This window comes from Burkholderia sp. AU31652 (genome assembly GCF_002223155.1).
Taxonomy (GTDB): domain Bacteria; phylum Pseudomonadota; class Gammaproteobacteria; order Burkholderiales; family Burkholderiaceae; genus Burkholderia.
In genome coordinates this window covers 566,925-590,206 of sequence record NZ_NKFG01000004.1, presented here as the reverse complement: position 1 = coordinate 590,206, position 23,282 = coordinate 566,925, and the positions used below count along the sequence as shown (strand labels likewise).

The following is a 23,282-nucleotide window of genomic DNA, read 5'->3' as shown; positions in this document are numbered from 1 at the left end:
GAGGAGACACAATGCGGCGGGTCGTATTCAACCAGAAGGGCGGCGTGGGAAAATCGACGATCGTCTGCAACCTGGCGGCGATCAGCGCGAGCGAAGGGCTGCGCACGCTCGTCATCGATCTCGATGCGCAGGCGAACTCAACGCGCTACCTGCTCGGCGACGCCGCCGCCGACGCGCAGCCGGGTGTCGCCGATTTCTTCGAAACCGCGCTGACCTTCAACTTCCGCCCGGTCGACGTCGCGTCGTTCATTCATCCGACCCCGTTCGAAGGGCTCGACGTGATGCCCGCGCATCCGGAACTCGACACGCTGCACGGCAAGCTCGAGTCGCGCTACAAGATCTACAAGCTGCGCGACGCGCTGAACGAGCTCGACACCTACGACGCCGTGTACATCGACACGCCGCCCGCGCTGAATTTCTATACGCGTTCGGCGCTGATTGCGGTCGAGCGCTGCCTGATCCCGTTCGACTGCGACGATTTCTCGCGTCGCGCGCTGTACACGCTGCTCGAGAACGTGAAGGAAATCCAGCAGGACCACAACGCGGCGCTCGAGGTGGAAGGGATCGTGATCAACCAGTTCCAGCCGCGGGCGAGCCTGCCGCAGCGGCTGGTCGACGAACTCGTCGAGGAGGGGCTGCCGGTGCTCGCGTCGAGGTTGTCGGCGTCGGTGAAGATTCGCGAGTCGCATCAGCAGTCCAAGCCGGTGATCCATCTGGAACCCGGGCACAAGCTCGCGCAGGAGTTCCTCGCGCTGCATCGCGAACTGGCCGGCTGATTCCGCACCTGCCTGACGAATCCGCGGCCGCATCATGCGGCCGTTTTTTTATTGCGACCGTAATTCATCCGATCATTGATTTCGTCATTAATAATCCCGAAAACGATTTCATAATAAATCCAGAAAAAACGATTACATAAGTGACCGCTACATTTTCAATGCGTCCCGGTTTTCTAATAAACGGAATAATGGATTGGTAAATGTTGCGCGACGTCATGATCCGTTATCCTGTAAAAAGGTAAAAATGCATTGCGGGACCGAGTGAGGTGCGGGCATGTCTGCGATGTCGGCGCATCACGGGTTCCAGCGGTCGCCTGGATGGAAATAAGGGTTTACACCTAGTATTAATGCCATTTAATTGACAATTAATCGATCTAGAATGGGCTCCTTCAACTTCCCGCACTCAAATAAGTGCCGGGTTGTCAATAAGGAAGCCTGCTGTCGATCCGGCTTCCAATTTTCTTTGCGTCGTCTCTCGCATTGCTAACAGGAGCGTGCCCGATGTCCGTATTTGCCCCCGAAAAAATCAACGCCGAATATCAATCCGGTATTGCAGCGTGGTTCGCAATTGCCCGTCCGGCGATCCAAGGTTTCGAGGCTGTCGTCGAACTCAACCTGCAAGCGGCCCGGACGGCGCTCGAGGAATACGAGGACAAGCTGAAGAACGCATTCAACAGCAGCAACCCGGCCGTGGGCTTCGCGCAGCAGGTCGCCGCACCGCAGGAAGCGGCAGGCAAGGCCGTGTCGTACGGCCGCCATCTGTTCGACATCGCGGTGTCGACGCAGTCCGAATGGGCGAAGGTCGCGCAAGCGCAATACGAACAGAACGACAAGCGCCTGAAGGACGTGCTCGGCGAACTGTCGAAGCATGCGCCGGCCGGCTCGGCACCGGTGGTGGCCGCGCTGAACTCGGCGCTGTCGGCGGCGACCGCCGCAGCCGATTCGGTGCGCGCCGCGACCGGCCAGGCGATCGAAGCCGCGCAAAGCGGCTTCGATGCGGTCAGCGAAACGGCCACGCGTGGCGCGAAGCAAACGGCTGCCGTCGCACGCAAGGACGCCGCGGCCGCACGCGAATCGGCTGCGTAATCGCGTAGCCACGCAAGCACGTGTCGCGCACGGGCGCGACACGAATTGATCGGCGCCGGATGGTGCCGGACGCCGCGTGTGCCGCGTGGCGTCCGGCAAGTGTCCGGTTTGCCGCAAGACGCCGGTGAACCGGCGAGCCGTACCGGTGTGCCGCCCGTTCGAACGGGCGCCGCGCGCCCTACGGCGGCGTGCGATCGCTATCGCGCCGAATGGCCCGGGATGCGCGATCGCCAGCCGAGGCCGGCACGCGCCGGCGTCAAAACGACGAACTGATTTCGATGCAGGAACTGGACATGACGGATGTAGTGATCGTATCGGCCGCGCGGACCGCGGTCGGCAAATTCGGCGGTTCGCTTGCGAAGATTGCGGCGCCCGAGCTGGGCGCGACGGTGATCCGCGCGGTGCTGGAGCGTGCGGGCGTGAAGCCCGAGCAGGTCAGCGAAGTGATCATGGGCCAGGTGCTGACGGCCGGTTCCGGGCAGAACCCGGCGCGGCAGTCGCTGATCAAGGCCGGGCTGCCGACGGCAGTGCCGGGGATGACGATCAACAAGGTGTGCGGCTCGGGCCTGAAGGCCGTGATGCTGGCGGCGAACGCGATCGTCGCGGGCGATGCGGAGATCGTGATCGCGGGCGGCCAGGAGAACATGAGCGCGTCGCCGCACGTGCTGCCGGGCTCGCGCGACGGCTTCCGGATGGGGGACGCGAAGCTGGTCGACACGATGATCGTCGACGGCCTGTGGGACGTGTACAACCAGTACCACATGGGCATCACGGCGGAGAACGTCGCGAAGGAATACGGGATCACGCGCGAAGAGCAGGACGCGTTCGCGGCGCTGTCGCAGAACAAGGCGGAAGCCGCGCAGAAGGCCGGCCGCTTCGACGATGAAATCGTGCCGGTGGCGATTCCGCAACGCAAAGGCGAGCCGCTGCAGTTCGCCACCGATGAATTCGTGCGTCACGGCGTGACGGCGGAATCGCTGGCCGGGCTGAAGCCGGCGTTCTCGAAGGACGGCTCGGTAACGGCGGCGAACGCGTCGGGGCTGAACGACGGCGCGGCGGCGGTGCTGGTGATGTCGGCGCAGAAGGCGGCGGCACTCGGCCTGACGCCGCTGGCGCGGATCAAGGCGTATGCGAACGCGGGCGTGGATCCGAGCGTGATGGGGATGGGCCCGGTGCCGGCATCGCGCCGGTGCCTGGAGCGCGCGGGCTGGACGCCGGGCGACCTGGACCTGATGGAGATCAACGAGGCATTCGCGGCGCAGGCGCTGGCGGTGCACAAGCAGATGGGCTGGGACACGTCGAAGGTGAACGTGAACGGCGGAGCGATCGCGATCGGCCACCCGATCGGCGCGTCGGGCTGCCGGATCCTGGTGACGCTGCTGCACGAGATGGCCAAGCGCGATGCGAAGCGCGGGCTGGCGTCGCTGTGCATCGGCGGCGGGATGGGTGTCGCGCTCGCGGTCGAGCGCGCCTGAGCAGGGTCTGACGACGCGTTCCGTGTGCGGCGCCGGCCGGCGCCGCACGCGGGCGAAGCGGTTTTCGCGCACGACAAGCAGTCAACAACAAGCGCGAGGTGCCGGTGCGTGCCGCACCCGCGACGCGGGCGGCTGCGCATCGAAGCGGTGGGGCGGCAGCGTGAGCGACGCCGCCGCTCCGCCTTGATCGATTACTTTTTTGTCGGTAATTAATAGGATGACTAAGCGAATTGCAGTAGTGACTGGTGGAATGGGCGGCCTCGGCGAAGCGGTCAGCATCAGGTTGAACGACGCGGGCCACCGGGTAGTCGTCACGTATTCGCCGAACAACACCGGCGCGGACCGCTGGCTGACCGAGATGCATGCGGCCGGCCGTGAGTTCCACGCGTACCCGGTGGACGTGGCCGATCACGATTCGTGCCAGCAATGCATCGAGAGGATCGCTCGGGACGTCGGCCCGGTCGACATTCTCGTGAACAACGCGGGCATCACGCGCGACATGACGCTGCGCAAGCTCGACAAGGTCAACTGGGATGCGGTGATCCGCACCAACCTCGATTCCGTGTTCAACATGACGAAGCCGGTGTGCGAAAGCATGGTCGAGCGCGGCTGGGGCCGCATCGTCAACATCTCGTCGGTGAACGGTTCGAAGGGTTCGGTCGGCCAGACCAACTATGCGGCCGCGAAGGCCGGCATGCACGGCTTCACGAAATCGCTCGCGCTCGAGATCGCGCGCAAGGGCGTGACGGTGAACACGGTGTCGCCGGGCTACCTCGCGACGAAGATGGTCACGGCGATCCCGCAGGACATCCTCGACTCGAAGATCCTCCCGCAGATTCCGGCGGGCCGGCTCGGCAAGCCCGAGGAAGTCGCGGCGCTGGTGGCTTACCTGTGCTCGGAGGAGGCCGGCTTCGTGACGGGCTCCAACATCGCGATCAACGGCGGCCAGCACATGCATTGACGCGTGGCGGCCCGGCGGCGTGCGCGCACCTGCCGGGCTTGCGTTCCGCACTATCCAGTGCCAGGGCGGCGGCAGGCGCGCCGCTTCGGCTTCGCATTCCGGAGAAGGCATGGGCGATACCTGGATGGGACTTGTGATCGGCGGCACGGCACTGGCCGTCGCGCTGACGATGACAGTCTCGCTCTACTGGCTCGAGCGGCGCCGTGCGCGGCTGCTGCGGAACTTCGATCATCGCGATTGCTCGCTCGTCGCGTACGGCAGGTGCTTCGCACGCGGGCGGGCCCGGCCGGCACGCCGCCTGCGCGGCGCGCGCTGACGGCGGCATCGAGGCAGTGACGCGTCTCGCTTGACGAGCGGTCGTGCATCGCGCGCATGCCTCCGGCGATGCGCGCGATGCACTTGATCAATCGTTCTTTTCGCTCTTTCCGCCCGACTCGCCCGAGTCGTTCTTGTGGAAGATCCGCTTCGTCGTGCGCTTGGTGGCATCCCAACCTTCGCGCGATGCGTGTGCGACCCCGTGCCCGACCGCCTTCGCGGCGCTCGCGGTCGCGTGGCCGAAGCTGCGGGCCGCCTCGCCGGTCTTGTGCGCGGCTTCCTTCGAATCGCGCTTGATGTCCTGCTTCACTTCCGACATGTCCGCGTGCGCGATCGGGCTGATCAGCGCCAGAACGAGCGCGGTGCCAATGAACTGACGAACTTTCACGACCTGGTTTCCTTCTCTTGAGTAAGCGGCTTCATCGAGGATTCGCATCGCCGGCTGCCAACGCGTCGAGCATCACCGCGGCGCGGCCGGACAGCAGCACGCGATCGCCGCAGCGCAGTGCGAAGCCGTACAGCACCGAGCGGGCGTCGCCGCTCACGCGTTCCGCTTCGACGACGAGCGGCTGCGCGAACGTGTCGAGCCGGTCGACGAATGCGTCGACGTTGCGCACGCTCGCCAGATAGCCGACGCGCGGGCGCGCTTCGTGCGCACCGAGCAGCGCGCCGTGCACGGCCATCGCCTGCGCCGCGTATTCGATCCCGCAGACGGAGGCAAGCCGTCCGTGCGAGCGCAGCGGGTTGTGCGGATCACGGTGGCTCGTCGCGGTGCAGCGGATTTGGGCGGCATCCCAGGCATCGACCGTATCGAGCACGCACATCGCGCCGCCGTGCGGAATGTGCGCGGCGATCCATGCATGGTCGAGCGGCGGCGCGAGCGGGATCGTCGCGGTCATCACGCGCGCTCCGCGAACGTATCCGGCATCGCGACGTCGACCTGCACGCGCGTATCGGCCAGGTAGTCGAGCACGACGCGCGTCGAACGTCGCGCGGCGATGGCGCCGAGCAGCGGCAGCACGCGCGCGGCCGGATTGCCGGCGCGCAGTGCGTCGAGTTCGGCACGCGCGAGCGGCGTGGCGGGCGCGTCGGCGAGCTGCACGTCGATGCGGGCGAGCGCGCGCTCGCTTGCTTCGGGCGCGAGCACGAGTGCCACGCCGAACGCGTCATCGATCGGGCGTACCGCGTGCAGCGGTTCCGGATAGTCGGTGTCGTACGCGATCAGCAGGGTCGGCACGCGATCGACCACGACCTGGCACAGGCTTTCCAGCAGGCCCGCGGCAAAGCTGCCGTCGTGCGCGCACAGCACGTTCGACGTCGCCATCGCGCGGGTCGCGATGCTCCAGTAGCCGGCAGGCGCGTTGTGCACGGAGTTGTGGAAGCGCGTCGGCGACAGCTGGCGATCGTCGCCCGCCAGCGTCTCGCAGATCGCGTGGCAATTCTGGCCGTCACCGCCCGACGCACTGAACACGGTTGCGAGCGTCGCGGCGTCGCGTCCGCTCGCGGCCACCGCTTCGTGGCCGACCGCGAGCGCCACGCGCACGACGGGGCCGGTGCGGCGGCGCTCGGCCGACGGCAGGCCGGCCGGCGGCGGCAGCTCGGTGCGGGCGGGCGCATACGGCACGCGGCCCGCGAGCACGTCGGCCGCGTGCGGCCAGTCGCTCAATCCGGGCCCGATGAGGCCGATGCTTTCGATGAAGGCGGTGAGTGTCATGGCGGGCCTCAACGGCGGGCGTGGTCGGCGCGGCCGAGGATCAGGCTGCAATTCGTGCCGCCGAAGCCGAACGAATTGGACAGGACGGCGCGCACGCGGGTATCGCGGCTCGCGAGCACGTAGTCGGCGGCGAGTGCCGGGTCGGGCTGTGTCGTGTTGACGCCGGCCGGCACGAACTGCTCGCGCAGCGCGAGCGCGGCGACGACGGCCTCGAGCGCACCCGCCGCGCCGAGCGTATGGCCGGTCGCGCCCTTCGTCGAGCTGCACGGCGTGCTGGCGAACAGCGCGCCGATCGCGCGGCTTTCGGCCGCGTCGTTGCTCGGCGTCGCGGTGCCGTGCAGGTTCACGTAGTCGATGTCGGTTGCACCCAGGCCGGCGGATGCAAGCGCCTGCTCGATCGCGACGCGTGCGCCGAGCCCGTCCGGATGCGGCGACGACATGTGATGCGCGTCGCTCGATTCGCCGATGCCGAGCAGCAGGATCGCATCGGCGTCGAGTGCGACGGGCGGGTCGGGCATGCGTTCGACGAGCGCGAACGCGGCGGCTTCGCCAATCGAGATGCCGTCGCGCGCGACGTCGAACGGCCGGCACGGCTGGCGCGACAGCAGCTCGAGCGAATTGAAGCCGTACAGCGTCGTCAGGCACAGCGAATCGACGCCGCCGACGACGGCCGCGTCGATCAAGCCCGCCTCGATCATGCGGCGCGCGGAGCCGAACACTTTCGCGCCGGACGAGCACGCGGACGAAATCGCCATCGCCGGCCCGCGCAGCGCGAAAAACGCGCGCACGAACGCGGCCGGCGAATACGGGTTGTGCGTCTGTGCGTAGCGGAAGTCGGCGGGCAGCGCGCCGCTCGCCGGATCGCGGCGCTGGTATGCGTGCTCGGTTTCGAGGATGCCGGCCGTGCTCGTGCCGATGAACACGCCGACGCGTGCCGCCCCATAGCGCGCGACGGCCGCCGCGACGCGTGCGTCGAAGCCGTCCTGCGTGAGGCCGAGTTGCGCGAGGCGGTTGTTGCGGCACGCGAAGTCGGCGAGGTCGGCCCGCACGGGCTGCGCATCGACGCCGTCCACCGCGCCGATCCACGTGTCGAGATCCACATCTTCGAAGTGGCAGGGTGTGAGCCCGCCGCGCGCGTCGCGCAGCGCATCGAGGGTCGCATCGAGGCCGCGGCCGATGCAGCTGGTGGCGGTGAAGTGCGAGAGCAGGAGAGGTTTCACGAGGGTCGCATCCGGTGGCCGGAACGGGCGCCGCAGCAGGGCTGGCAGGCGCGCCGTTCGAGGTCAGATTTTATCAAACGGGGGTGCCGAATTGGCCGGCTCACCCGGCCCGCCGGGCGGCTGCGGCGCGAGCGCCGCGCGCAGCGTGGTCCAGTGCAATTGCGCATCGGCGGCCGCGCGCAGCACCGCTTGCAGCACGTCGAGCACGACCGGTTCGCCGCGCGCATCGCGCGCCGCGTGGCCGTCGTGCACGAGCAGGATGTCGCGCGCCGCGAGGCCGTGCAGCAGGCGGCGCGTGACGGTCGCCGCATCGCGCGTGCGTGTGTCGAAGCCGCGCCGCGTCCAGCTCGCCAGCTGCAGGCCGAGTTCGCACAGCACCGGCTCGAGAAACGGGTTGCGCAGGCCGGCCGGCGCACGGAAGAACAGCGGGCGCGTGCCGGTGAGCTCGGTCAGCGTCTGCTGCGCGGCCGCGATCTCGCGTCGCAGCGCGGCGGGCCCCGACAGCGAGAACGTATGGCGGTGCCGCTGGCTGTGGTTCTCGACCGCGTGACCGCGCGCGACGATCGCCTCGATCCAGCGCGGATGACGGCGCGCGAGATCGCCGATGCAGAAGAACGTCGCGCGCGCATCGTAACGGTCGAGCAGGTCGAGCACGCGCGGCGTGACGTCCGGATCCGGGCCGTCGTCGATCGTCAGCGCGATGCGGCGGCCAGCGTTGGCCGGCAGGCGCGTCCAGTTCGGGCCGAGCAGCGTGCTGCGCGGCCACAGGCCGGCGGCGGTCAGCGCGAGATGCGACGCGACCACGCCGCCGACCGCCCACGGCCATGCGGCCGGCTGAGCGACGACGGCCGCCGCCGCGCCCGCATGCAGCGCGGCCGTGCCCGCGATCAGCGGCGTCGGCTTCCAGCGGCGCGTATCGCCGGGCTGTCGCGACGGGGCGGACGACGGCGCGTTCATGCGCGGCCTCCTCGATGACGGTTGATGGCCATACCGTCAGCCGCGCGCGGCGCGAGAATCGCCGCGAACGCGAGCGCGAGCATCGCGCCCGGGCCGACGGTCAGCCCGAAGGTTTCGAGCAGCGGCACGCGTGACAGCGCCAGCAGCCCGAAGCCGGCGACCGTCGCGAGGTTCGCGATCAGCAGCGACACGAGCGTGTACGGCGTGACGGGCTGCGCGTCGTCGCGCTTGCAGAAGAACAGCGCGTAGTTCGACCCGACCGCGACGATCAGCAGCATCCCGACGAGATGCAGGATCGTCAGCTGCACGCCGGCGAGCGCGAATCCGGCCGTCACGACCAGCACGGCCGCGACGAGCGGCGCGAGCGCGTGCACGACGCGGCGCGGCGAGCGCAGTGCGATCAGCAGCAGCACGGCGATCGCGGCAAAACCCGCGAGCGACAGCCGGAGGTCCTCGTGCACATAGCTCACGTACAGGCGATCGGCTTCCGCCTTCATGTCGACGAACAGCGCATCGGGCACGCCCGCGCGGGCGACGGCTTCGCGAATCGGCGTGGCATCGAGGCTCGATGCCGGTTGCGCGGTGCGGGCGGCGTCCGGCGCGCGCAGCGGCAGCATCGCGCTCCAGCGGCCGTCGCGTTCGGTCAGCAGCGCATCGACGGCAAGCGCCATCGACGTGCCGCGCAAGTCCGCGCGCGTCAGCAGCGGTGCGTGGCGCGCGGCCCCGACATCGGTGATGAACGGTGCGAACAGGTCGGGCTTGACCGCGATCGGCTGGTTCGCGACGGCGTCGCGCATCCGCGCGGCGAGCACCCCGGCATCCGGCAGGCTCGCCTGGCGCGCGCGCTGTGCGGCCTCGCTCGGCAGGTAGCGCGCAGGGCTTTCGAAGCCGGCGAGTGCGCCCCGGTCGACCAGCGGCTGCAATTGCGCGGCCACCTTTTCGGCGCCTTCGAGCGCGGCCTGTTCGGTCGATGCGGAAATCACGACGAGATAGCGCACATCGGGTGCGCCGACATCGGCGCGCAGCCGCGCGTCGAGCGCTTGCGCTTGCGCCGGCACGGGGCTGAGCGCGGCGAGTTCGCGGCTCCACAAACCGTCGCGATGCAGCACGAGCGTCGCGACGGCGGCGATCACCAGCACGGCGAGCGGCCAGCGCAGCCGCGGCGCGGCGTCGGCCGCACGCGCGAGCACGGCGCCGACGCGCGACACGTCGCGGATCGCGACATGCTCGCCGCGCAGGTGCGGCAACACGAAGCGCGTGACGAGCGCGGCGGCCGCCAGCCCGACGATCGAATACAGCCCGAGCTGCACGAGGCCCGGGAATCCGGAGAACAGCATCGACGCGAACCCGCACACGGACGTCAGCACGCCGAGCCGGATCGTCGGCCAGTACGCGGCGACCCATGCGCGCGGCGCGTCGGCCGGGCGCGCCGTGCCGCGCGTGCCGGCCTGCGCCGATTGCACGAACAGGTAGATCGAATAGTCGACGGCTTCGCCGATCAGCGTCGTGCCGAAGCCGAGCGTCAGCCCGTGAACCGTGCCGAACGCGAGGCTGACCGCCGCGATGCCCGCAGCGACACCCGTCAGCACCGGCAGCAAGCCGAGCGCGAGCGTGCGCGGCGAACGGTACAGCGTCAGCAGCAGCGCGACGATCAGCACGACGCTCGCCGTCGACAGCCGCTCGACGTCGTGCCGGATCGTGTCGCGCGTGTCGACCGAGAACACGCCGGGGCCCGTCATCGCGAGCGTGGTCGCGGCGGCGTTCGGCACGGCCTGCTGCGCGGCGGCGAACGCGCGGCGCACGGAGTCGATCGCGCGGGCCTGCGCGTCGGTATCGGAACCGGCGGCGGCCGTCTGCACGACGAGCACCGCGCGCGTGCCGTCGCGCGACGCCCACACGCCGTCGCGGCTCGCCGGTTCCGCCGCGCTGTCGAACTGGTCGACGAGCGTGGCAACTTCGCCGGTCGGGTCGCGCGGCAGCATCGCCTTGGCCACGAGGCCGGCCGACGAACTCAGCAGGTCGAGGCTGTCGCCGAGCGCCTGATGCAGGCCGGCGGCGCTGAAGCGCTGCGGCGTGACGGCGGGGCTCAGCAGGTAGCGGTGATCGAAGATGAGCTGGCGATCGCGCGCGTCGTTCGCGGCTTCGCCGTTGTGAACGGCCGCGAATTGCGGATCGGTGCGCAGCGCGCCGGCGACGCGTCGCGACAGCGCGGCGCGCGTCGTGGCATCGCCGCCGTCGATCGCGACCAGGATCAGCCGCGACACGACGCCGTCGCGCAACTGGTCGACGAGCACGCGCTGCCCGGCGCTCGGCGCGCTCGGCAGGAACGCGGACAGGTCGGCCGTGAAGTGCGCGCGCCCGATCGCGATGCCGCACGCGATGAGCGCGAGCAGCCACACGAGCACCGCGCGCTGCCGCAGCGCATGCAGGCGGCGTGCGACCGGTGACGCGAGGGGGCGGGTGCGTTCGTCCATCAGTTCGGGTTCGCCGGAACGGGCTGCAGCCGCATCACCGAACGGTCGCCGTCGGCCTGCCGGATCGCGACGCTGCGCAACACGTCGCGCGTGCCGTCGAGCGTGATCGTGCTGACGACCTTCAGCATCCGCGAGTCGAGCGGCGTGAGCGTCAGCGTCCAGTCGTCGCCGCGCCCGGCGAGCGCGACCTTGTACACCTGTTCGAGCGCGAAGCGGTTGCCGGCGAGCGTCGCGCGGATGCTGTCGATGAACGCGCCGAGTTCCGGATAGCGTGCGAGCGCGAGCGTGAACTTGCGGTTGTTGCGCTCGACGGTGAGCATGTCGCCATCGACGACGAGGTGTTCGGGCTTCGGGCTCAGCGTGTGCTTCTCGAGATGGTCGGGCGCGACGAATACGAGTTCGCCGGATGATTCGACCGGCTGCGTCGCGATCGACAGGTACTTTGTCTCGGTGAACGTCGCGCGCCCTGACTTGTGTTGCGCAAGCGTCGACATCAACCGGTCGAGGTTCCACGCCGGTGCCGTGTCGGCCGCCTGCGCGGGCGCGGCAGCCAGCGCGGTCATGGCGGCGGTTGCCGCGACGGTGACGGCCAGCGTGCGGACGGCGCGGCGCAGCGCGGACGGAAGCGTGGGCAGGCAGCGGCGAACGGCGGTCATGCGTCGGAATCCCTCGTGGCGGACAGGCCGGCACCGGCGCACGCAGTGTCGCTGCGAACGGTCACGGTCGCGGCATCGCCGCCTTGCCAGAAGTCGAAATAGTTGAACCAGTTGTACGGCGCCGCGCGGCAGTACCGGTCGAGCAGCGCGACGTAGCGCGCGAGTGCCGCGTCGACGGCCGCCGCGCGCGCGTCGCGCCGCACGTCGGAGAAATCGGCGAGCGTCTCGAAGTGCACATCGTAGCGGTTGCCGTCGCGATAGAGGCCCGTCATGAAGATCACCGGGCGCTTCAACATCGCGGCCATGTAGAGCGGCCCGAGCGGGAACGCGGCCGGCGCGCCGAGCAGCGGCAGCCGGCGCAGCGACGCGGCCGCGTCGTCGAGCAGCGTGCGGTCGGCGAGCATGCCGACCATGCAGTTCGCGTCGAGGCGCTCGCGCACCTTCAGCATCGAGTCGACCTGCCCGAGCGGAATCACTTCCGGCTGCGCGGCGGGATTCACCGCCGCTAGCGTCGCGTTGATCTTGCGCGCGTTCTTCTCGTACATCGTCACGACCACGCGCAGGTCCGGGTGCGTGCGGCCGATCGCGCGCACGACCTCGAAGCTGCCGAGATGGGCGCCCATCAGGAACGCGCCGCGTCCGCCCGCGAGCGCGTCGTCGACGAGCGTTTCACCGTGCAGCCGGATGTCGAACAGGTCGAAGCGTCCGTTCATCAGGTAGATGCGGTCGTGGATCGTTGCCGCGAACGTGAACACGTGCCGGTACACGTCGCGCCAGCGCGCGGGGCGGCCGAGCACGCGGCGCAGGTAGTCGCGCGACGCCGCGCACGCGACCGGCGAGAACAGCACGAAATACGTCGCGATCAGGTGCAGCACGACGCGCGCGCGCTGCCGGCCGAAGCGCAGCGAGATCCACGTCATCGCGCGCAGCAAGCCTGCGTTGCTGCGCTCCTGGCGTTCGGCCCACGCGGTGCGCTTCATGGCTGCGCGCCATCCTGCGCGGTCGGCGGCGCGGACAGCACGCCGCTTGCGACCTCGCGCGCCCCGGCGCGCAGCGTGAAGCGGATCGCACCGCTCGCCGCGGCGTCGTACGCGAGATCGAGCGGTTCGCCGGGTGCGACCGGGCTCAGGAATTTCGCGGACCCGAGCCGCCACGTGTGCAGCGGACGGTCGAGCGCCGCACCGATCGCATGGATTGCGTGATCGAGCAGCACGACGCCCGGCACGACCGGATGGCCGGGGAAGTGGCCGGGCAGTGCCGGGTGATCGGCGGGGATCGTGAACCCGAGCGCCGGCGCGGGCGTGCCGGCCGGGTTGCGGATGGGCGTCGGCGCGGCTGCGGTGCGCGCATGTTGCGCAACGAGCGCGGCGAGCACGTCGCGCGGCAGCTTGCCGGTTTCGTTGCGCGGCAGCGCGTCGACGAACACGAGCGGGCGCGGCATGAACGCGGGATCGATCCGCTCGCGCAGCGCGCGCTGCAGATCGGCGGCCGCGAGCGTCGGCGCGACGACCAGCGCGACGAGGCGCGTGACCGGTTCGAGGCCCGCACCGGCGTGGGCGGGCGCGGCTTCGTCGGGCATGAAGAACACGCCGTCGATCACCTGCGCAATCGCATTGAGCTGATGGTTCAGGTACGCGAGCGACGTGCGCTTGCCGGCGATGTTGACGAGGTCGGCCTTGCGGCCGTGCAGCAGGAACCGGCCGTCGCCGAGCAGTTCGAGCGCATCGCCCATCGGCACGGGCGCCTCGACGTGCCCGCCCGACACCCAGATCGTCGGCTCGCCGTCGTCGCTCGCCGGTTCGTCGCGCGCGTCGAGCCGGATGCCCGGGAACAACGCCCAGGTCGCGCCTTGCGACGTGCGGCGGGTCGCGATCTGGCCGGTCTCGGTGCTGCCGTAGATCTCGACGAGCGGCGCGTCGAGTGCGGCTTCGGCTTCGCAAGCGAGCTTTTCCGACAGCGGCGCCGTGGCCGACAGCACGAGCGCCGCGGGCGGCAGCGCCTGGCCGGCCGCCAGCAGCGCACGTAGATGGATCGGCGACGTGACGAGCACGCGCGGCTGCGGGATCGCAGCGAGTTCGTCGCGAATGTCGACCGGGTAGAACGGCTGGCGATTGCTGAACGCGAGGCCGCCGATCAGCGCGAGCAGCACCGTCGACTCGAAGCCGTACATGTGCTGCGCGGGCACCGTGCCGATCAGCGTGGCCGCGCGGCCATCGAGCAGCCCGAGGCGGTCGGCTGCCGCGCGCACGCAGCCGACCAGGAAGCCCCAGGTCTTGCGGTGCGGCACCGGCGCGCCGGTCGAGCCGGACGTGAACACGTAGGCCATGATCCGCGCCGCATCGATCTGCGGCACGACGAACGGCGCATCGCTCGCGAGCGCGCCGGGGGCGGCATCGGGGTACGCGAAGCGCGGCAGGTCGATCGCGCAGTCGGGTGCGTCGTGCAGGCAGAACGCGTCGGGCGCGAACGATGCGAGCTGGCGCACCATTTCCGGCGTGTGCGTCGACGGCAGCAGGCTGATCTTGCCGGCAACGAGTGCCGCGCACAGGCTGACCGCGAAGCGGTAACGGTCGCGGCACACGTTGAACACGTGGCCGCCGGCGGGCAGCGCGGCGGCCACGCGCGCGACGTCGGCGACGAATGCGCGCACGGTGACGGGCGCGCCGTCGCGCCAGGCGATCGTCTGGTCCGGCGACGAATGGAAAACCAGCGGGTGAGTCGGCATAAATCGGTCGAAACGGGAGCGAAGGCCGGCGCGGCGCGCCGGCCGTGAATTCATCGCGACGCCTGCGAGGCGTGCGTCGTCGCGCGATACGCGCGCACGGCCTCGACCATGCGCGGCCGCGGCTCGTGCGGCAGTGCGAAGCGCCGGCACGCATGCTCGGCGGCGAACATCACGGCGACGAGCGGCAGCGACAGGTAGTTCGCGAACGTCGACCACGTGACGATCGGCGCGGTCGCGAACAGCAGCGTCGACACGGCGGCGATCGCGACGAAGAACAGCGTCCACGCAAGCGTGATCTGCCGGGTGTAGCGCGCGACGGCCGGTGTGATTGCGCCGTGGATCATCGTCGCGAAGCGCGTGCAAAGCGGCACCTGGCCGGCGGCGAGCGTGCGGCCGAACAGCAGCGCCATCGCGAGGTTGAAACTCGCGTGTTCCAGATACAGGCCCCATTCGAAATGCCGGGCGAGCGGCACGCGTGTGGCCCACAGCACGGTGGCGGCAAGCAGCCACGCCGGCACGAGCCATGCGCGATGCGGCGAGCGCAGCGCCGCGCCGAGCGCGAGCAGCAGCGGCGGCACCAGTGCCATCGCGAGGCCGAAGCCGTGCGCCCCGGGTGTCGCGGCCGCGTAGTGCGCGCCGGCCTGGTACGCCGCGACGGCGCCGACCGCGGCGATGCCGCGCGCGACAGGCGCGACGGGCAGCAGCCGGCTCATCGGCGGCCTCCGCGCACACGGCGCGCGAACGCATGCCCGGCGGCCGGGCGGCAGCGGGCGGACGGGCAAACCGGAACGGAGCGGAAGGACGGGCGCGGCATGACTGGCGACATCGGGCGGATCGTGGCCGGACGCGGTAGTCGGGCCGTCAAACATCATATGAATGGCGGCCGGGACGCAGGTCCGGGCCGGTGGTCGGGCACGCTCATTTTAGGGCCGCGGCACCGCGTGTTCGGGGCGGGCGCGAACGGGTTTTGTAACCGATTGTATGGCGCGGGACGAACGGTTTCGCGGGGTCGGTCCATTTCCATCCAAAGCGGCTCAAGCGTCTCATGCATTCAGGTCCTGAAACGGGCTGCGGAGCCGGCTCGCCAGTCTGTAACCATTGGCGGTATACGGCCCGATACCCGTTCGTCTAGAATCCGCGTAACTTTTACAAACAATCCCCCAATAAAGCAGGCGGGGAAGCCGGCAGACGCCGGAGGGACGGAGATTCGCACGCGCCGGGCGTGCACGGCGACAGCCGTTTCCGGGCGCCTTCCGCTGCCACGGGCCGCCTGCCCGCACGCATGATGAACGCACTGGAACAAGAGCTCGCCACGCTGATCATCGGCGAATTGAATCTCGAAGACGTCACGCTCGAAACCGTGACGGCCGAGACCCCGCTGTATGGCGAGGGTTTCGGGCTCGACTCCATCGACATCCTGGAAATCGCACTGCTGATCTCGAAGAAATACGGCTTCGAGCTGCGTTCGGACAATCCGGACAACCAGAAGATCTTTGCGACGCTCGGTGCACTGGCGGCGTACGTCGCCGCGCACCGCACGAAGTGACGGTGTCGCGCCACGGGCGCGACGCGCAGATGATGACGGCAGGCGGCCGCAATCGGCAGACGATACGCGGCCGCGTCGATCGAGGGGGAACGCGATGAACGGAGCAATTCGATGCGGGCTCTCGTGACGGGTGGCAGCGGCGCACTCGGGCAGGCGATCTGCACGGCGCTCGCGCAGGCCGGCCATGAAGTGTGGGTGCATGCGAACCGTCATCTCGCGCAGGCGGAGGCGGTCGCGCAGCAGATCGTCGCGGCCGGCGGCACCGCGCACGCGATCGCGTTCGACGTGACCGACGCCGATGCGACGCTCGCCGCGCTGCAGCCGTTCATCGACGATGCGCCGGTGCAGATCCTCGTCAACAACGCGGGCATTCACGACGATGCGCCGCTGGCCGGCATGTCGCGCCGGCAATGGCACAGCGTGCTCGACGTGACGCTCAACGGCTTCTTCAACGTCACGCAGCCGCTGCTGTTGCCGATGATCCGCACGCGGCGCGGCCGGATCGTCAACATCGCGTCGGTGGCCGGCGTGACCGGCAATCGCGGGCAGGTCAACTACGCGGCCGCGAAGGCGGGGCTGATCGGCGCGACGAAGTCGCTGTCGCTGGAGCTCGCGTCGCGCGGCATCACCGTGAACGCGGTCGCGCCCGGCATCATCGAATCGCCGATGGCCGAGCACGCGTTTCCCGCGGAACGCATCAAGCAGCTCGTGCCCGCGCAGCGCGCGGGCCGGCCCGACGAAGTCGCGGCGATGGTCGCGTACCTGGTGTCCGACGCCGCGGCCTATGTGACGGGGCAGGTGCTGTCCGTCAACGGCGGGCTCGCCTGACGAAGCGCGCAGCGTCGGCGTGACGTAACGCAACGCGGCGCAGGCCGCGAGGTTGCGCGGCCTGCGCCGCATAGTGAGGAAATCGAAGTGTCCGTGCATCCAGTCGACGCCGAACGGCGCCCGTGTTCCCTGTCGTCCTCTGCCGCGCCCGTCGTGCGCGGGCAGACAGCGGCCGGGCCGGCCGCATCGCGATCGGGCTTGCCGCCCGCGCACGACAGCGAGGGTGCACTGCGGCTCGTCCGGATGAGCCATGCGCGGCTCGCTGCGTTGCTGCACGATGCGCGTGGTCGTGGCGATGGATTCGAGCGCGCGTTTCCCGGCGCGTTGGGTGCGGTGTGCATTGGCGCGGACACGGCATCGCACGCCGAATCACGAGCGGACGCGGCAGCACGGATGCTGGCCGATGTCGTGCCCGACTTGCCGGTCGCCCCGGTGCCGATGACGCTGCTCGGCGCCGGCATCGCGCCGGACGACGCCGTCTGCGAAATCTGGCAATGCCATGCGCGCGACCTGCGCAGCGAACGGCGCGGCGCGCTGCACTATCGGTACAGCGAAACGGCGGGCCTCGTGTTCGGCAGCATCGTCGTGCACGAAGCAGCACTCGAGGCGAATGAATCGCACGACATCGGCACCCCGCTCGAACGCGCGACCCACGACGCATACCGCACGCTGTTCGACGTGCTCGATTCGCTTGGCATGCCGCATCCGCTGCGCATCTGGAATACCGTGCCGGCGATCAACGCGGTGCAGTTCGGGATCGAGCGCTATCGTCAGTTCAATATCGGCCGCCAGCACGCGTTCGATGCGTGCCGCCGCGCGCTGACGGGCGGCGTGCCGGCCGCATGCGCGCTCGGCTCGGTCGTGCCGGTCGCGGGCGATGCATCGCCGGCCGCGCCGCTCGCGATCCATTTCCTCGCGAGCCGCACGCCGGCCGATCCGGTCGAGAACCCGCGCCAGGTCAGCGCGTATCACTATCCGGCGGAGTACGGCCCGCGTGCGCCGACGTTCGCGCGTGCCGCCGCGTGGTCGCAACGCGATGCCGCGCCGGTGCTGTTCGTGTCGGGCACCGCGAGCATCGTCGGGCACCGCACCGTGCATCACGGCGACGTCGTCGCGCAAACGCGCGAGACGGTCGCGAACCTCGCCGCCGTGCTCGAGCAGGCCGCGCGCCAGGGGCACGGCCCGTTCTCGCTCGCCGACCTGAGCTATCGCGTCTACGTGCGCGACGCCGGCGATGCCGCGGCGCTGGCCGCGATCGAGCGCGTGTTGCGCGAGGCGGCCGGCCCCGGCGTGCGGCCGCTCGTCGTTCATGCGGACGTGTGCCGCGACGACCTGCTGGTCGAGATCGAGGCCAGCGCGGGTCATGAGGAGGCATGGTTGTCATGAAGCGGGAAAACCTCACGATCGAGCCACCGGCCCCGCACGCGGGCGACGTCGACGAAGCCTGCCGACGGTCGCCGGCAAGTCATAAACTTTTGTCAGGATCCTCGTCTTCGCAATCGGCCGTTTCCATGTCCAAGCTGCACGCCTCGTCCACCCATCTCGTCCTGATTCCGAGCTACAACCCGGGTGCCAAGGTCGACACGACCGTGCGCAATGCCCGCGCGCAGTGGAATCCGGTGTGGGTCGTCGTCGACGGCAGCACCGACGGCAGCGCCGAACGGTTGCAGGCGATGGCCGAGCGCGACCCGGGGCTGCGCGTGATCGTGCTGCCGGAGAACCGCGGCAAGGGCGCCGCGGTGCTCGCCGGGCTCGACGCGGCGGCCGCGAGCGGCTTCACGCATGTGTTGACGATGGATTCCGACGGCCAGCATCCGGCCGACCTGATTCCCGCGTTCATGGCCGCGTCGCAGGCCGCGCCCGACGCGATGGTGCTGGGCGTGCCGAAGTTCGACGCGAGCGCGCCGCAGTTGCGCGTGCAGGGGCGCCGCCTGTCGAACGCGTGGGCGGACCTCGAGACGCTGTGGGCCGGGATCGGCGATTCGCTGTACGGGTTTCGCGTGTATCCGGTTGCGCCGCTGGCCGCGATCATGCGCCGCCAGCCGTGGATGCGCGGCTTCGACTTCGATCCCGAGGCGGCCGTGCGGCTGTGCTGGGCCGGCGTGCGGCCGATCCGCATCGACGCGCCGGTGCGCTATTTCGGCCGCCACGAGGGCGGCGTCTCGCACTTCCATTACGGTCGCGACAACGCGCTGCTCGCGTGGATGCACCTGCGCCTGTTCACCGGCTTCGCGGTGCGGCTGCCGATGCTGGTCGCGCGGCGGCTGACGCGACGCCACGACCAGACGGCCTGAGCCTGCCCGTTTCCCGTTCCGGTCGTCGCCCGGTTGCGGCGATTGCTCCGTTTTCCGTCGTCAATCCCGTGCCGACGCGCCGCTTCGTTCCTGTTCGTTGAGTAATCAACGTGTCATCTGATGTAAACATCTGGTAATTTTCTGCCGGATTATGCAAAATCGCCGCTCCCAAATACAACTATCGAGGGATTCCGGGATGCAACTCAAGAAAGCGGTGGCAGCGTGTGGCGTGGCGTTTCTGTTGAGCGCGTGCGGCGGGGTACAGAGCCTTGACGCGAACAGCCTGACGTCGGCGGGGACCAGCCTGTACAAGGCAGCGACGCTGTCGGACAGCGACATCGCCGCACTGTCGAACGACTCGTGCAAGGCGAGCGATGCCGAATCGAAGATCGCGCCGGCGAACAGCGCGTACGCGAAGCGCCTGACGAAGGTGATGAAGGGCTTCGGCGACATGACGCTGAACAGCCAGAAGATCAACTACAAGGTCTACATGACCAAGGACGTCAACGCGTGGGCGATGGGCAACGGCTGCGTGCGCGTGTACAGCGGCCTGATGGACATGATGAACGACGACGAGCTGCGCGGCGTGATCGGCCATGAAATGGGCCACGTTGCCCTGGGCCACTCGAAGAAGGCGATGCAGACGGCCTACGCGGTCAGCGCGGCGCGCACCGCGGCCGGCGCGGCATCGCCGGGCGTGGCGGCGCTGACGAGCTCGCAGCTCGGCGACATCACCGAGAAGTTCATCAATGCGCAGTTCTCGCAGTCGCAGGAAAGCGCGGCCGACGACTACTCGTTCGACCTGCTCAAGCAGAAGGGCATGAACCAGAAGGGTCTGGTCACGTCGTTCCAGAAGCTCGCGAAGCTGGACGGCGGCAAGAGCTCGATGATGGATTCGCACCCGTCGTCGGCGAGCCGCGCGCAGCACATCGAGGATCGCATCGCGAAGGGCAGCTGATCGCGCAACCGGTCGCCTGCCGCGGCGGGCGATCAACCGGCGACATGAAAAACCCCACGCTCTTCCGTGAACTGCACCCCAAAAGTTGGACATCGATCCAACCTTTGGGGTGTTTTTCATGAGCAAGTACACGGAGCAGTTCAAGGTATCCATTGCAGAGGAGTACGAGTCCGGCCACGCTGGGTTCCGTGAGATGTCCAAGCGCCACGGCGTCGATGAGGCGACGATCCGCAAGTGGGTGGCGGCCCATCGCATACATGGTCCGGCAGGCTTGAAGAAGAAGTGCGAGCGCTACAGCGCAGAGTTCAAGTTGCTTGTACTGCAGCAAATGCGTAGCGAAGGGTTGTCAGCGCGTGAGACGGCTGCACGCTTCAACATTAGGAACCGTACGGCCATCGGCCAGTGGAAACGCCAGTATGATGAAGGCGGTATAGACGCACTGTCGCCGCGCCAGCGGGGGCGCCCCAGGAAGATGCCCAAGCCACCGCTCACGCCACCGCCGCTACCCGAGGACGATACGCGCTCCCGACAGGAACTACTCGACGAGTTGAACTTCCTGCGCATGGAGAACGCGTACTTAAAAAAGCTCGAAGCCTTGGCTCAAGCGCAGCAGCGATCAGCGCAACGCAAAAAGCGCAAATCGTGCTCGAGCTAAGGCAGCAATATCCGCTTGCGGGCTTGTTGAAGGTTGCCGGCTTGGCGCGCAGCACGTTCTACTATCATCAGAAATTGCTCGGAGCAGCCGACAAGTATGCCGATACAAGGGCAAGAATCTGCTCGCTGTTCGAACGGCACAAGGGCCGCTACGGCTATCGACGCATCACGCTCGCTCTACGTAATCTGGGACAGGTGATTAACCACAAGACTGTGGCGCGTCTGATGGGTGAGTTGCGGCTGAAGTCTTGTGTGCGCCCGAAGAAATACCGCTCCTACAAAGGTAGCGTCGGACGTGTTGCACCTCATGTTTTACAGCGTCGGTTCTACGCAAAGCGTCCGAATGAGAAGTGGGTAACGGATGTCACGGAATTCAACGTGGGTGGCCAGAAGCTGTACCTGTCACCAGTGCTCGATCTGTACAACGGCGAGATCATTGCTTATGAAACCGCGAGGCGCCCGGCGTTCGAGATGGTCAGCGCAATGCTTCGCAAGGCATTGGCGCGCTTGAAGTCACACGAGCGGCCTCTCTTGCATTCGGATCAGGGCTGGCAGTACCAGATGCCTGCGTATCGCCGCCTACTGCAGCAACGAGCGCTCACGCAAAGCATGTCGCGTAAAGGGAATTGCCTGGACAACGCCGCCATGGAGAGCTTCTTCGGCACGCTGAAATCCGAGTTCTTCCATCTGAATCGGTTCCGCAACCTGGACGAACTGCAAACCGGCTTGGCAAGCTACATCCACTACTACAATCACGACCGCATCAAACTGAAACTAAAAGGGCTGAGTCCCGTGCAATACAGAACTCAGCCCTCTCAGCCCTAGCCGTCATAACCCGTCCAACTTTACGGGGTCAGTTCACTTCCGGGCGTGGGGTTTTGTTTTTGGGGCGGGCGCCGCTTACGGCACCATCCCCGGCAGCACGTACGCCTGCGCGAGCGTGATCAACCCGACGATCACCGCGAACAGCAGGCTGTGCCGCACCGTGAAGCGGAACAGCTCCGACTCCTTGCCGACGAGGCCCGTCGCCGCGCAGGCGACCGCGATCGACTGCGGCGAGATCATCTTCGCGGTCACGCCGCCCGTCGTGTTCGCGGCCACCGCGAGCGTCTCGGGCACGCCGAGCTGATGGGCCGTGGCCTGCTGCAACGAACAGAACAGCGCGTTCGACGACGTGTCCGAGCCCGTCAGGAACACGCCGAGCCAGCCGAGGAACGGCGAGAAGAACGGGAACGCGGCGCCGGTCGCGGCCAGCATCAACGCGAGCGTCGACGACATCCCCGAATAGTTCGCGACGAACGCGAACGCCAGCACGAGGCCGATCGACAGGATCGGGCGCGTCAGTTCCTTCAGCGTCTCGCCGAACGTGACGAGCGCGTCGCGCGGCTTCATCCGCAGCAGTGCCATCGAGATCAGCGCGGTCACGAGGATCGCGCTGCCCACCGCCGACACGAGATCGATCTTCAGCACCGCGTCGAGCGCCTTCGGCGTCACGGCGATCGGCGCGGTTTTCACGACGAGCTGGTCGAGCCCCGCCACATGGAACTTCAGCACGGTCGACGCGAGCGCGCCGTGCGCGGCGAACAGCGCCTTGAACGGCGCGATGCTCCATACCGTGACGACGGCCGTCAGGATCAGGAACGGCGACCATGCGCGCACGGTCTGCGCGAGCGTGTACGGCGACGCCTGCCGGCTCGTGCCGGTGCCGAAGCCGTTGCGCGAGCCTGCAGCTGCGCCGCCGAAGCCCGCGAGCGCAGCGCCGCCGCCCGACGCGACGAGGCCGCCGGCCGTCTGCTGCGCGGTGCGCGGCTGCCAGACCTTCAGGAACGCGGCGAGCGCGACGAGGCTGACGAGCGACGACGTGATGTCCGGCAGCTCGGGCCCGATGTGGTTCGACGTGAAGTATTGCGTCACCGCGAAGCTGCCGCCCGCGACCAGCGCCGCCGGCCAGGTCTGCCGCACGCCGCGCAGCCCGTCCATCATGAACACGAGCCAGAACGGCACCGCGAGCGACAGCAGCGGCAGCTGGCGGCCGGCCATCGCGCCGATATGGAACGGATCGATGCCCGTCACCTGCCCGGCGACGATGATCGGAATGCCCATCGCGCCGAACGCGACCGGTGCGGTGTTTGCAATCAGGCACAGTCCTGCCGCGTGCAGCGGCTTGAAGCCGAGCCCGACGAGCAGCGCCGCCGTGATCGCGACGGGCGCGCCGAAGCCGGCCGCGCCTTCGAGGAATGCGCCGAACGAGAAGCCGATCAGCAGCATCTGCAGGCGCTGGTCGTCGGTGATCGACAGCACGGACGCGCGAATGATGTCGAACTGGCCGGTCTTCACGACGATCTTGTACAGGAACACGGCCGCGACGATGATCCACGCGATCGGCCAGATGCCGTACGCGAAGCCGAAGCCGGCCGCCGCGAGCGCCTGCGGCACGGGCATCCCGTACGCGAGGATCGCGACGCCGAGCGACAGCAGCAGCGTGATCGCCGCGGCGACGTGGCCCTTGAGCCGCAGCGCGGCCAGCGCGACGAAAAAGAAGATGATCGGGATTGCGGCGACGAACGCCGACAGCCCGAGGCTGCTGAGCGGCGTGTAGATCTGATGCCAGGCTTGCATGGATGTCTCCTCCATAGGTTTTTG

The 23,282-nt window shown here is 68.6% G+C and carries 22 protein-coding genes; 11 read left to right on the top strand and 11 right to left on the bottom strand.

Annotation, left to right across the window (positions count from 1 at the left end):
- Positions 1-11: 11 nt before the first annotated feature.
- From CFB40_RS15145 to CFB40_RS15125, 5 genes are all read left to right on the top strand, one after another.
- Positions 12-776: a ParA family protein gene (locus CFB40_RS15145; protein WP_039345972.1), complete on the top strand. Its 765-nt coding sequence runs from the start codon at positions 12-14 to the stop codon at positions 774-776.
- A 501-nt stretch (positions 777-1,277) separates the two neighbouring features.
- Positions 1,278-1,862: a TIGR01841 family phasin gene (gene phaP / locus CFB40_RS15140; protein ID WP_089426339.1), complete on the top strand. Its 585-nt coding sequence runs from the start codon at positions 1,278-1,280 to the stop codon at positions 1,860-1,862.
- A 293-nt stretch (positions 1,863-2,155) separates the two neighbouring features.
- Positions 2,156-3,337: an acetyl-CoA C-acetyltransferase gene (locus CFB40_RS15135; protein ID WP_089431889.1), complete on the top strand. Its 1,182-nt coding sequence runs from the start codon at positions 2,156-2,158 to the stop codon at positions 3,335-3,337.
- A gap of 217 nt (positions 3,338-3,554) precedes the next feature.
- Positions 3,555-4,298, top strand: a complete 744-nt coding sequence (gene phbB / locus CFB40_RS15130) for an acetoacetyl-CoA reductase (protein WP_089431693.1) — start codon at positions 3,555-3,557, stop codon at positions 4,296-4,298.
- Between the two features lie 109 nt (positions 4,299-4,407).
- Positions 4,408-4,614: a hypothetical protein gene (locus CFB40_RS15125; protein ID WP_089426338.1), complete on the top strand. Its 207-nt coding sequence runs from the start codon at positions 4,408-4,410 to the stop codon at positions 4,612-4,614.
- 87 nt (positions 4,615-4,701) lie between these two features.
- On the opposite strand, the gene CFB40_RS15120 is transcribed toward CFB40_RS15125, so the two are convergent.
- The 10 genes from CFB40_RS15120 to CFB40_RS15075 form a co-directional block, all read right to left on the bottom strand.
- Entirely contained in the window at positions 4,702-5,049 is a 348-nt protein-coding gene (locus CFB40_RS15120) for a hypothetical protein (protein ID WP_089426337.1), read from the bottom strand.
- On the bottom strand, positions 5,033-5,512 hold the full coding sequence (locus CFB40_RS15115; protein WP_089426336.1) for a hotdog family protein: 480 nt from the start codon (positions 5,510-5,512) through the stop codon (positions 5,033-5,035). Before CFB40_RS15115 ends, CFB40_RS15120 begins: the two co-directional genes overlap by 17 nt.
- Positions 5,512-6,327 (bottom strand): beta-ketoacyl synthase chain length factor, encoded by an 816-nt coding sequence (locus tag CFB40_RS15110; protein ID WP_089431692.1) that lies wholly within the window; start codon positions 6,325-6,327, stop codon positions 5,512-5,514. The genes CFB40_RS15115 and CFB40_RS15110 overlap by 1 nt, the downstream gene beginning before the upstream one ends.
- Positions 6,328-6,335: 8 nt before the next feature.
- A complete protein-coding gene (locus CFB40_RS15105; RefSeq protein ID WP_089431691.1) occupies positions 6,336-7,547 on the bottom strand; it encodes a beta-ketoacyl-[acyl-carrier-protein] synthase family protein in 1,212 nt (403 codons plus the stop codon).
- A gap of 63 nt (positions 7,548-7,610) precedes the next feature.
- The gene (locus CFB40_RS15100) at positions 7,611-8,504 is read right to left on the bottom strand and encodes a polysaccharide deacetylase family protein (RefSeq protein ID WP_089431690.1); all 894 of its coding nucleotides are present in this window, start codon (positions 8,502-8,504) and stop codon (positions 7,611-7,613) included.
- Positions 8,501-10,978 (bottom strand): MMPL family transporter, encoded by a 2,478-nt coding sequence (locus CFB40_RS15095; protein ID WP_089431689.1) that lies wholly within the window; start codon positions 10,976-10,978, stop codon positions 8,501-8,503. The genes CFB40_RS15100 and CFB40_RS15095 overlap by 4 nt, the downstream gene beginning before the upstream one ends.
- Positions 10,978-11,634, bottom strand: coding sequence for an outer membrane lipoprotein carrier protein LolA (locus CFB40_RS15090; protein ID WP_089426331.1), 657 nt, complete (start codon positions 11,632-11,634; stop codon positions 10,978-10,980). Before CFB40_RS15090 ends, CFB40_RS15095 begins: the two co-directional genes overlap by 1 nt.
- Positions 11,631-12,614 carry an LpxL/LpxP family acyltransferase gene (locus CFB40_RS15085; RefSeq protein WP_089426330.1) on the bottom strand — a complete coding sequence of 328 codons (984 nt, stop codon included), beginning with the start codon at positions 12,612-12,614 and terminating at the stop codon, positions 11,631-11,633. Before CFB40_RS15085 ends, CFB40_RS15090 begins: the two co-directional genes overlap by 4 nt.
- Complete coding sequence (locus CFB40_RS15080; protein ID WP_089426329.1) at positions 12,611-14,359, bottom strand: acyl-CoA synthetase family protein; 1,749 nt, start codon at positions 14,357-14,359, stop codon at positions 12,611-12,613. The genes CFB40_RS15085 and CFB40_RS15080 overlap by 4 nt, the downstream gene beginning before the upstream one ends.
- A 50-nt stretch (positions 14,360-14,409) precedes the next feature.
- On the bottom strand, positions 14,410-15,072 hold the full coding sequence (locus CFB40_RS15075) for a hypothetical protein (RefSeq protein WP_089431688.1): 663 nt from the start codon (positions 15,070-15,072) through the stop codon (positions 14,410-14,412).
- Between the two features lie 572 nt (positions 15,073-15,644).
- Here CFB40_RS15075 and CFB40_RS15070 point away from each other — a divergent pair.
- The 6 genes from CFB40_RS15070 (at position 15,645) to CFB40_RS15045 (ending at position 21,464) form a co-directional block, all read left to right on the top strand.
- Positions 15,645-15,905 (top strand): phosphopantetheine-binding protein, encoded by a 261-nt coding sequence (locus CFB40_RS15070; protein WP_039360173.1) that lies wholly within the window; start codon positions 15,645-15,647, stop codon positions 15,903-15,905.
- A gap of 111 nt (positions 15,906-16,016) precedes the next feature.
- Entirely contained in the window at positions 16,017-16,733 is a 717-nt protein-coding gene (fabG, locus tag CFB40_RS15065) for a 3-oxoacyl-ACP reductase FabG (RefSeq protein WP_089431687.1), read from the top strand.
- Between the two features lie 87 nt (positions 16,734-16,820).
- Positions 16,821-18,119 carry a chorismate transformation enzyme, FkbO/Hyg5 family gene (locus tag CFB40_RS15060; RefSeq protein ID WP_089426327.1) on the top strand — a complete coding sequence of 433 codons (1,299 nt, stop codon included), beginning with the start codon at positions 16,821-16,823 and terminating at the stop codon, positions 18,117-18,119.
- 125 nt (positions 18,120-18,244) lie between these two features.
- Complete coding sequence (locus tag CFB40_RS15055) at positions 18,245-19,027, top strand: glycosyltransferase family 2 protein (RefSeq protein ID WP_069248854.1); 783 nt, start codon at positions 18,245-18,247, stop codon at positions 19,025-19,027.
- A 196-nt stretch (positions 19,028-19,223) separates the two neighbouring features.
- Positions 19,224-19,985 carry a M48 family metallopeptidase gene (locus CFB40_RS15050; RefSeq protein ID WP_089431686.1) on the top strand — a complete coding sequence of 254 codons (762 nt, stop codon included), beginning with the start codon at positions 19,224-19,226 and terminating at the stop codon, positions 19,983-19,985.
- Positions 19,986-20,103: 118 nt separating this feature from the next.
- A protein-coding gene (locus tag CFB40_RS15045) for an IS3-like element ISBam1 family transposase (protein WP_089425429.1) occupies positions 20,104-21,464 on the top strand; the annotation gives its coding sequence in 2 pieces (ribosomal slippage) (positions 20,104-20,563 and positions 20,563-21,464; 1,362 coding nt in all).
- Positions 21,465-21,539: 75 nt separating this feature from the next.
- Here CFB40_RS15045 and CFB40_RS15040 read toward each other — a convergent pair.
- A complete protein-coding gene (locus CFB40_RS15040; protein WP_089431685.1) occupies positions 21,540-23,258 on the bottom strand; it encodes a lactate permease LctP family transporter in 1,719 nt (572 codons plus the stop codon).
- Positions 23,259-23,282: the final 24 nt, after the last annotated feature.

Excerpts from the sequence above, each read along its gene's own strand:
- CFB40_RS15040 (WP_089431685.1), bottom strand. The coding sequence starts at position 23,258 with ATGCAAGCCTGGCATCAGATCTACACGCCGCTCAGCAGCCTCGGGCTG.
- CFB40_RS15120 (WP_089426337.1), bottom strand. The coding sequence starts at position 5,049 with ATGCGAATCCTCGATGAAGCCGCTTACTCAAGAGAAGGAAACCAGGTC.
- CFB40_RS15085 (WP_089426330.1), bottom strand. The coding sequence starts at position 12,614 with ATGAAGCGCACCGCGTGGGCCGAACGCCAGGAGCGCAGCAACGCAGGC.
- CFB40_RS15115 (WP_089426336.1), bottom strand. The coding sequence starts at position 5,512 with ATGACCGCGACGATCCCGCTCGCGCCGCCGCTCGACCATGCATGGATC.
- CFB40_RS15135 (WP_089431889.1), top strand. The coding sequence starts at position 2,156 with ATGACGGATGTAGTGATCGTATCGGCCGCGCGGACCGCGGTCGGCAAA.
- CFB40_RS15110 (WP_089431692.1), bottom strand. The coding sequence starts at position 6,327 with ATGACACTCACCGCCTTCATCGAAAGCATCGGCCTCATCGGGCCCGGA.
- CFB40_RS15090 (WP_089426331.1), bottom strand. The coding sequence starts at position 11,634 with ATGACCGCCGTTCGCCGCTGCCTGCCCACGCTTCCGTCCGCGCTGCGC.
- CFB40_RS15095 (WP_089431689.1), bottom strand. The coding sequence starts at position 10,978 with ATGGACGAACGCACCCGCCCCCTCGCGTCACCGGTCGCACGCCGCCTG.
- phbB (WP_089431693.1), top strand. The coding sequence starts at position 3,555 with ATGACTAAGCGAATTGCAGTAGTGACTGGTGGAATGGGCGGCCTCGGC.
- CFB40_RS15145 (WP_039345972.1), top strand. The coding sequence starts at position 12 with ATGCGGCGGGTCGTATTCAACCAGAAGGGCGGCGTGGGAAAATCGACG.
- phaP (WP_089426339.1), top strand. The coding sequence starts at position 1,278 with ATGTCCGTATTTGCCCCCGAAAAAATCAACGCCGAATATCAATCCGGT.
- CFB40_RS15080 (WP_089426329.1), bottom strand. The coding sequence starts at position 14,359 with ATGCCGACTCACCCGCTGGTTTTCCATTCGTCGCCGGACCAGACGATC.
- fabG (WP_089431687.1), top strand. The coding sequence starts at position 16,017 with ATGCGGGCTCTCGTGACGGGTGGCAGCGGCGCACTCGGGCAGGCGATC.
- CFB40_RS15125 (WP_089426338.1), top strand. The coding sequence starts at position 4,408 with ATGGGCGATACCTGGATGGGACTTGTGATCGGCGGCACGGCACTGGCC.
- CFB40_RS15075 (WP_089431688.1), bottom strand. The coding sequence starts at position 15,072 with ATGAGCCGGCTGCTGCCCGTCGCGCCTGTCGCGCGCGGCATCGCCGCG.
- CFB40_RS15055 (WP_069248854.1), top strand. The coding sequence starts at position 18,245 with ATGTCCAAGCTGCACGCCTCGTCCACCCATCTCGTCCTGATTCCGAGC.
- CFB40_RS15050 (WP_089431686.1), top strand. The coding sequence starts at position 19,224 with ATGCAACTCAAGAAAGCGGTGGCAGCGTGTGGCGTGGCGTTTCTGTTG.
- CFB40_RS15100 (WP_089431690.1), bottom strand. The coding sequence starts at position 8,504 with ATGAACGCGCCGTCGTCCGCCCCGTCGCGACAGCCCGGCGATACGCGC.
- CFB40_RS15070 (WP_039360173.1), top strand. The coding sequence starts at position 15,645 with ATGAACGCACTGGAACAAGAGCTCGCCACGCTGATCATCGGCGAATTG.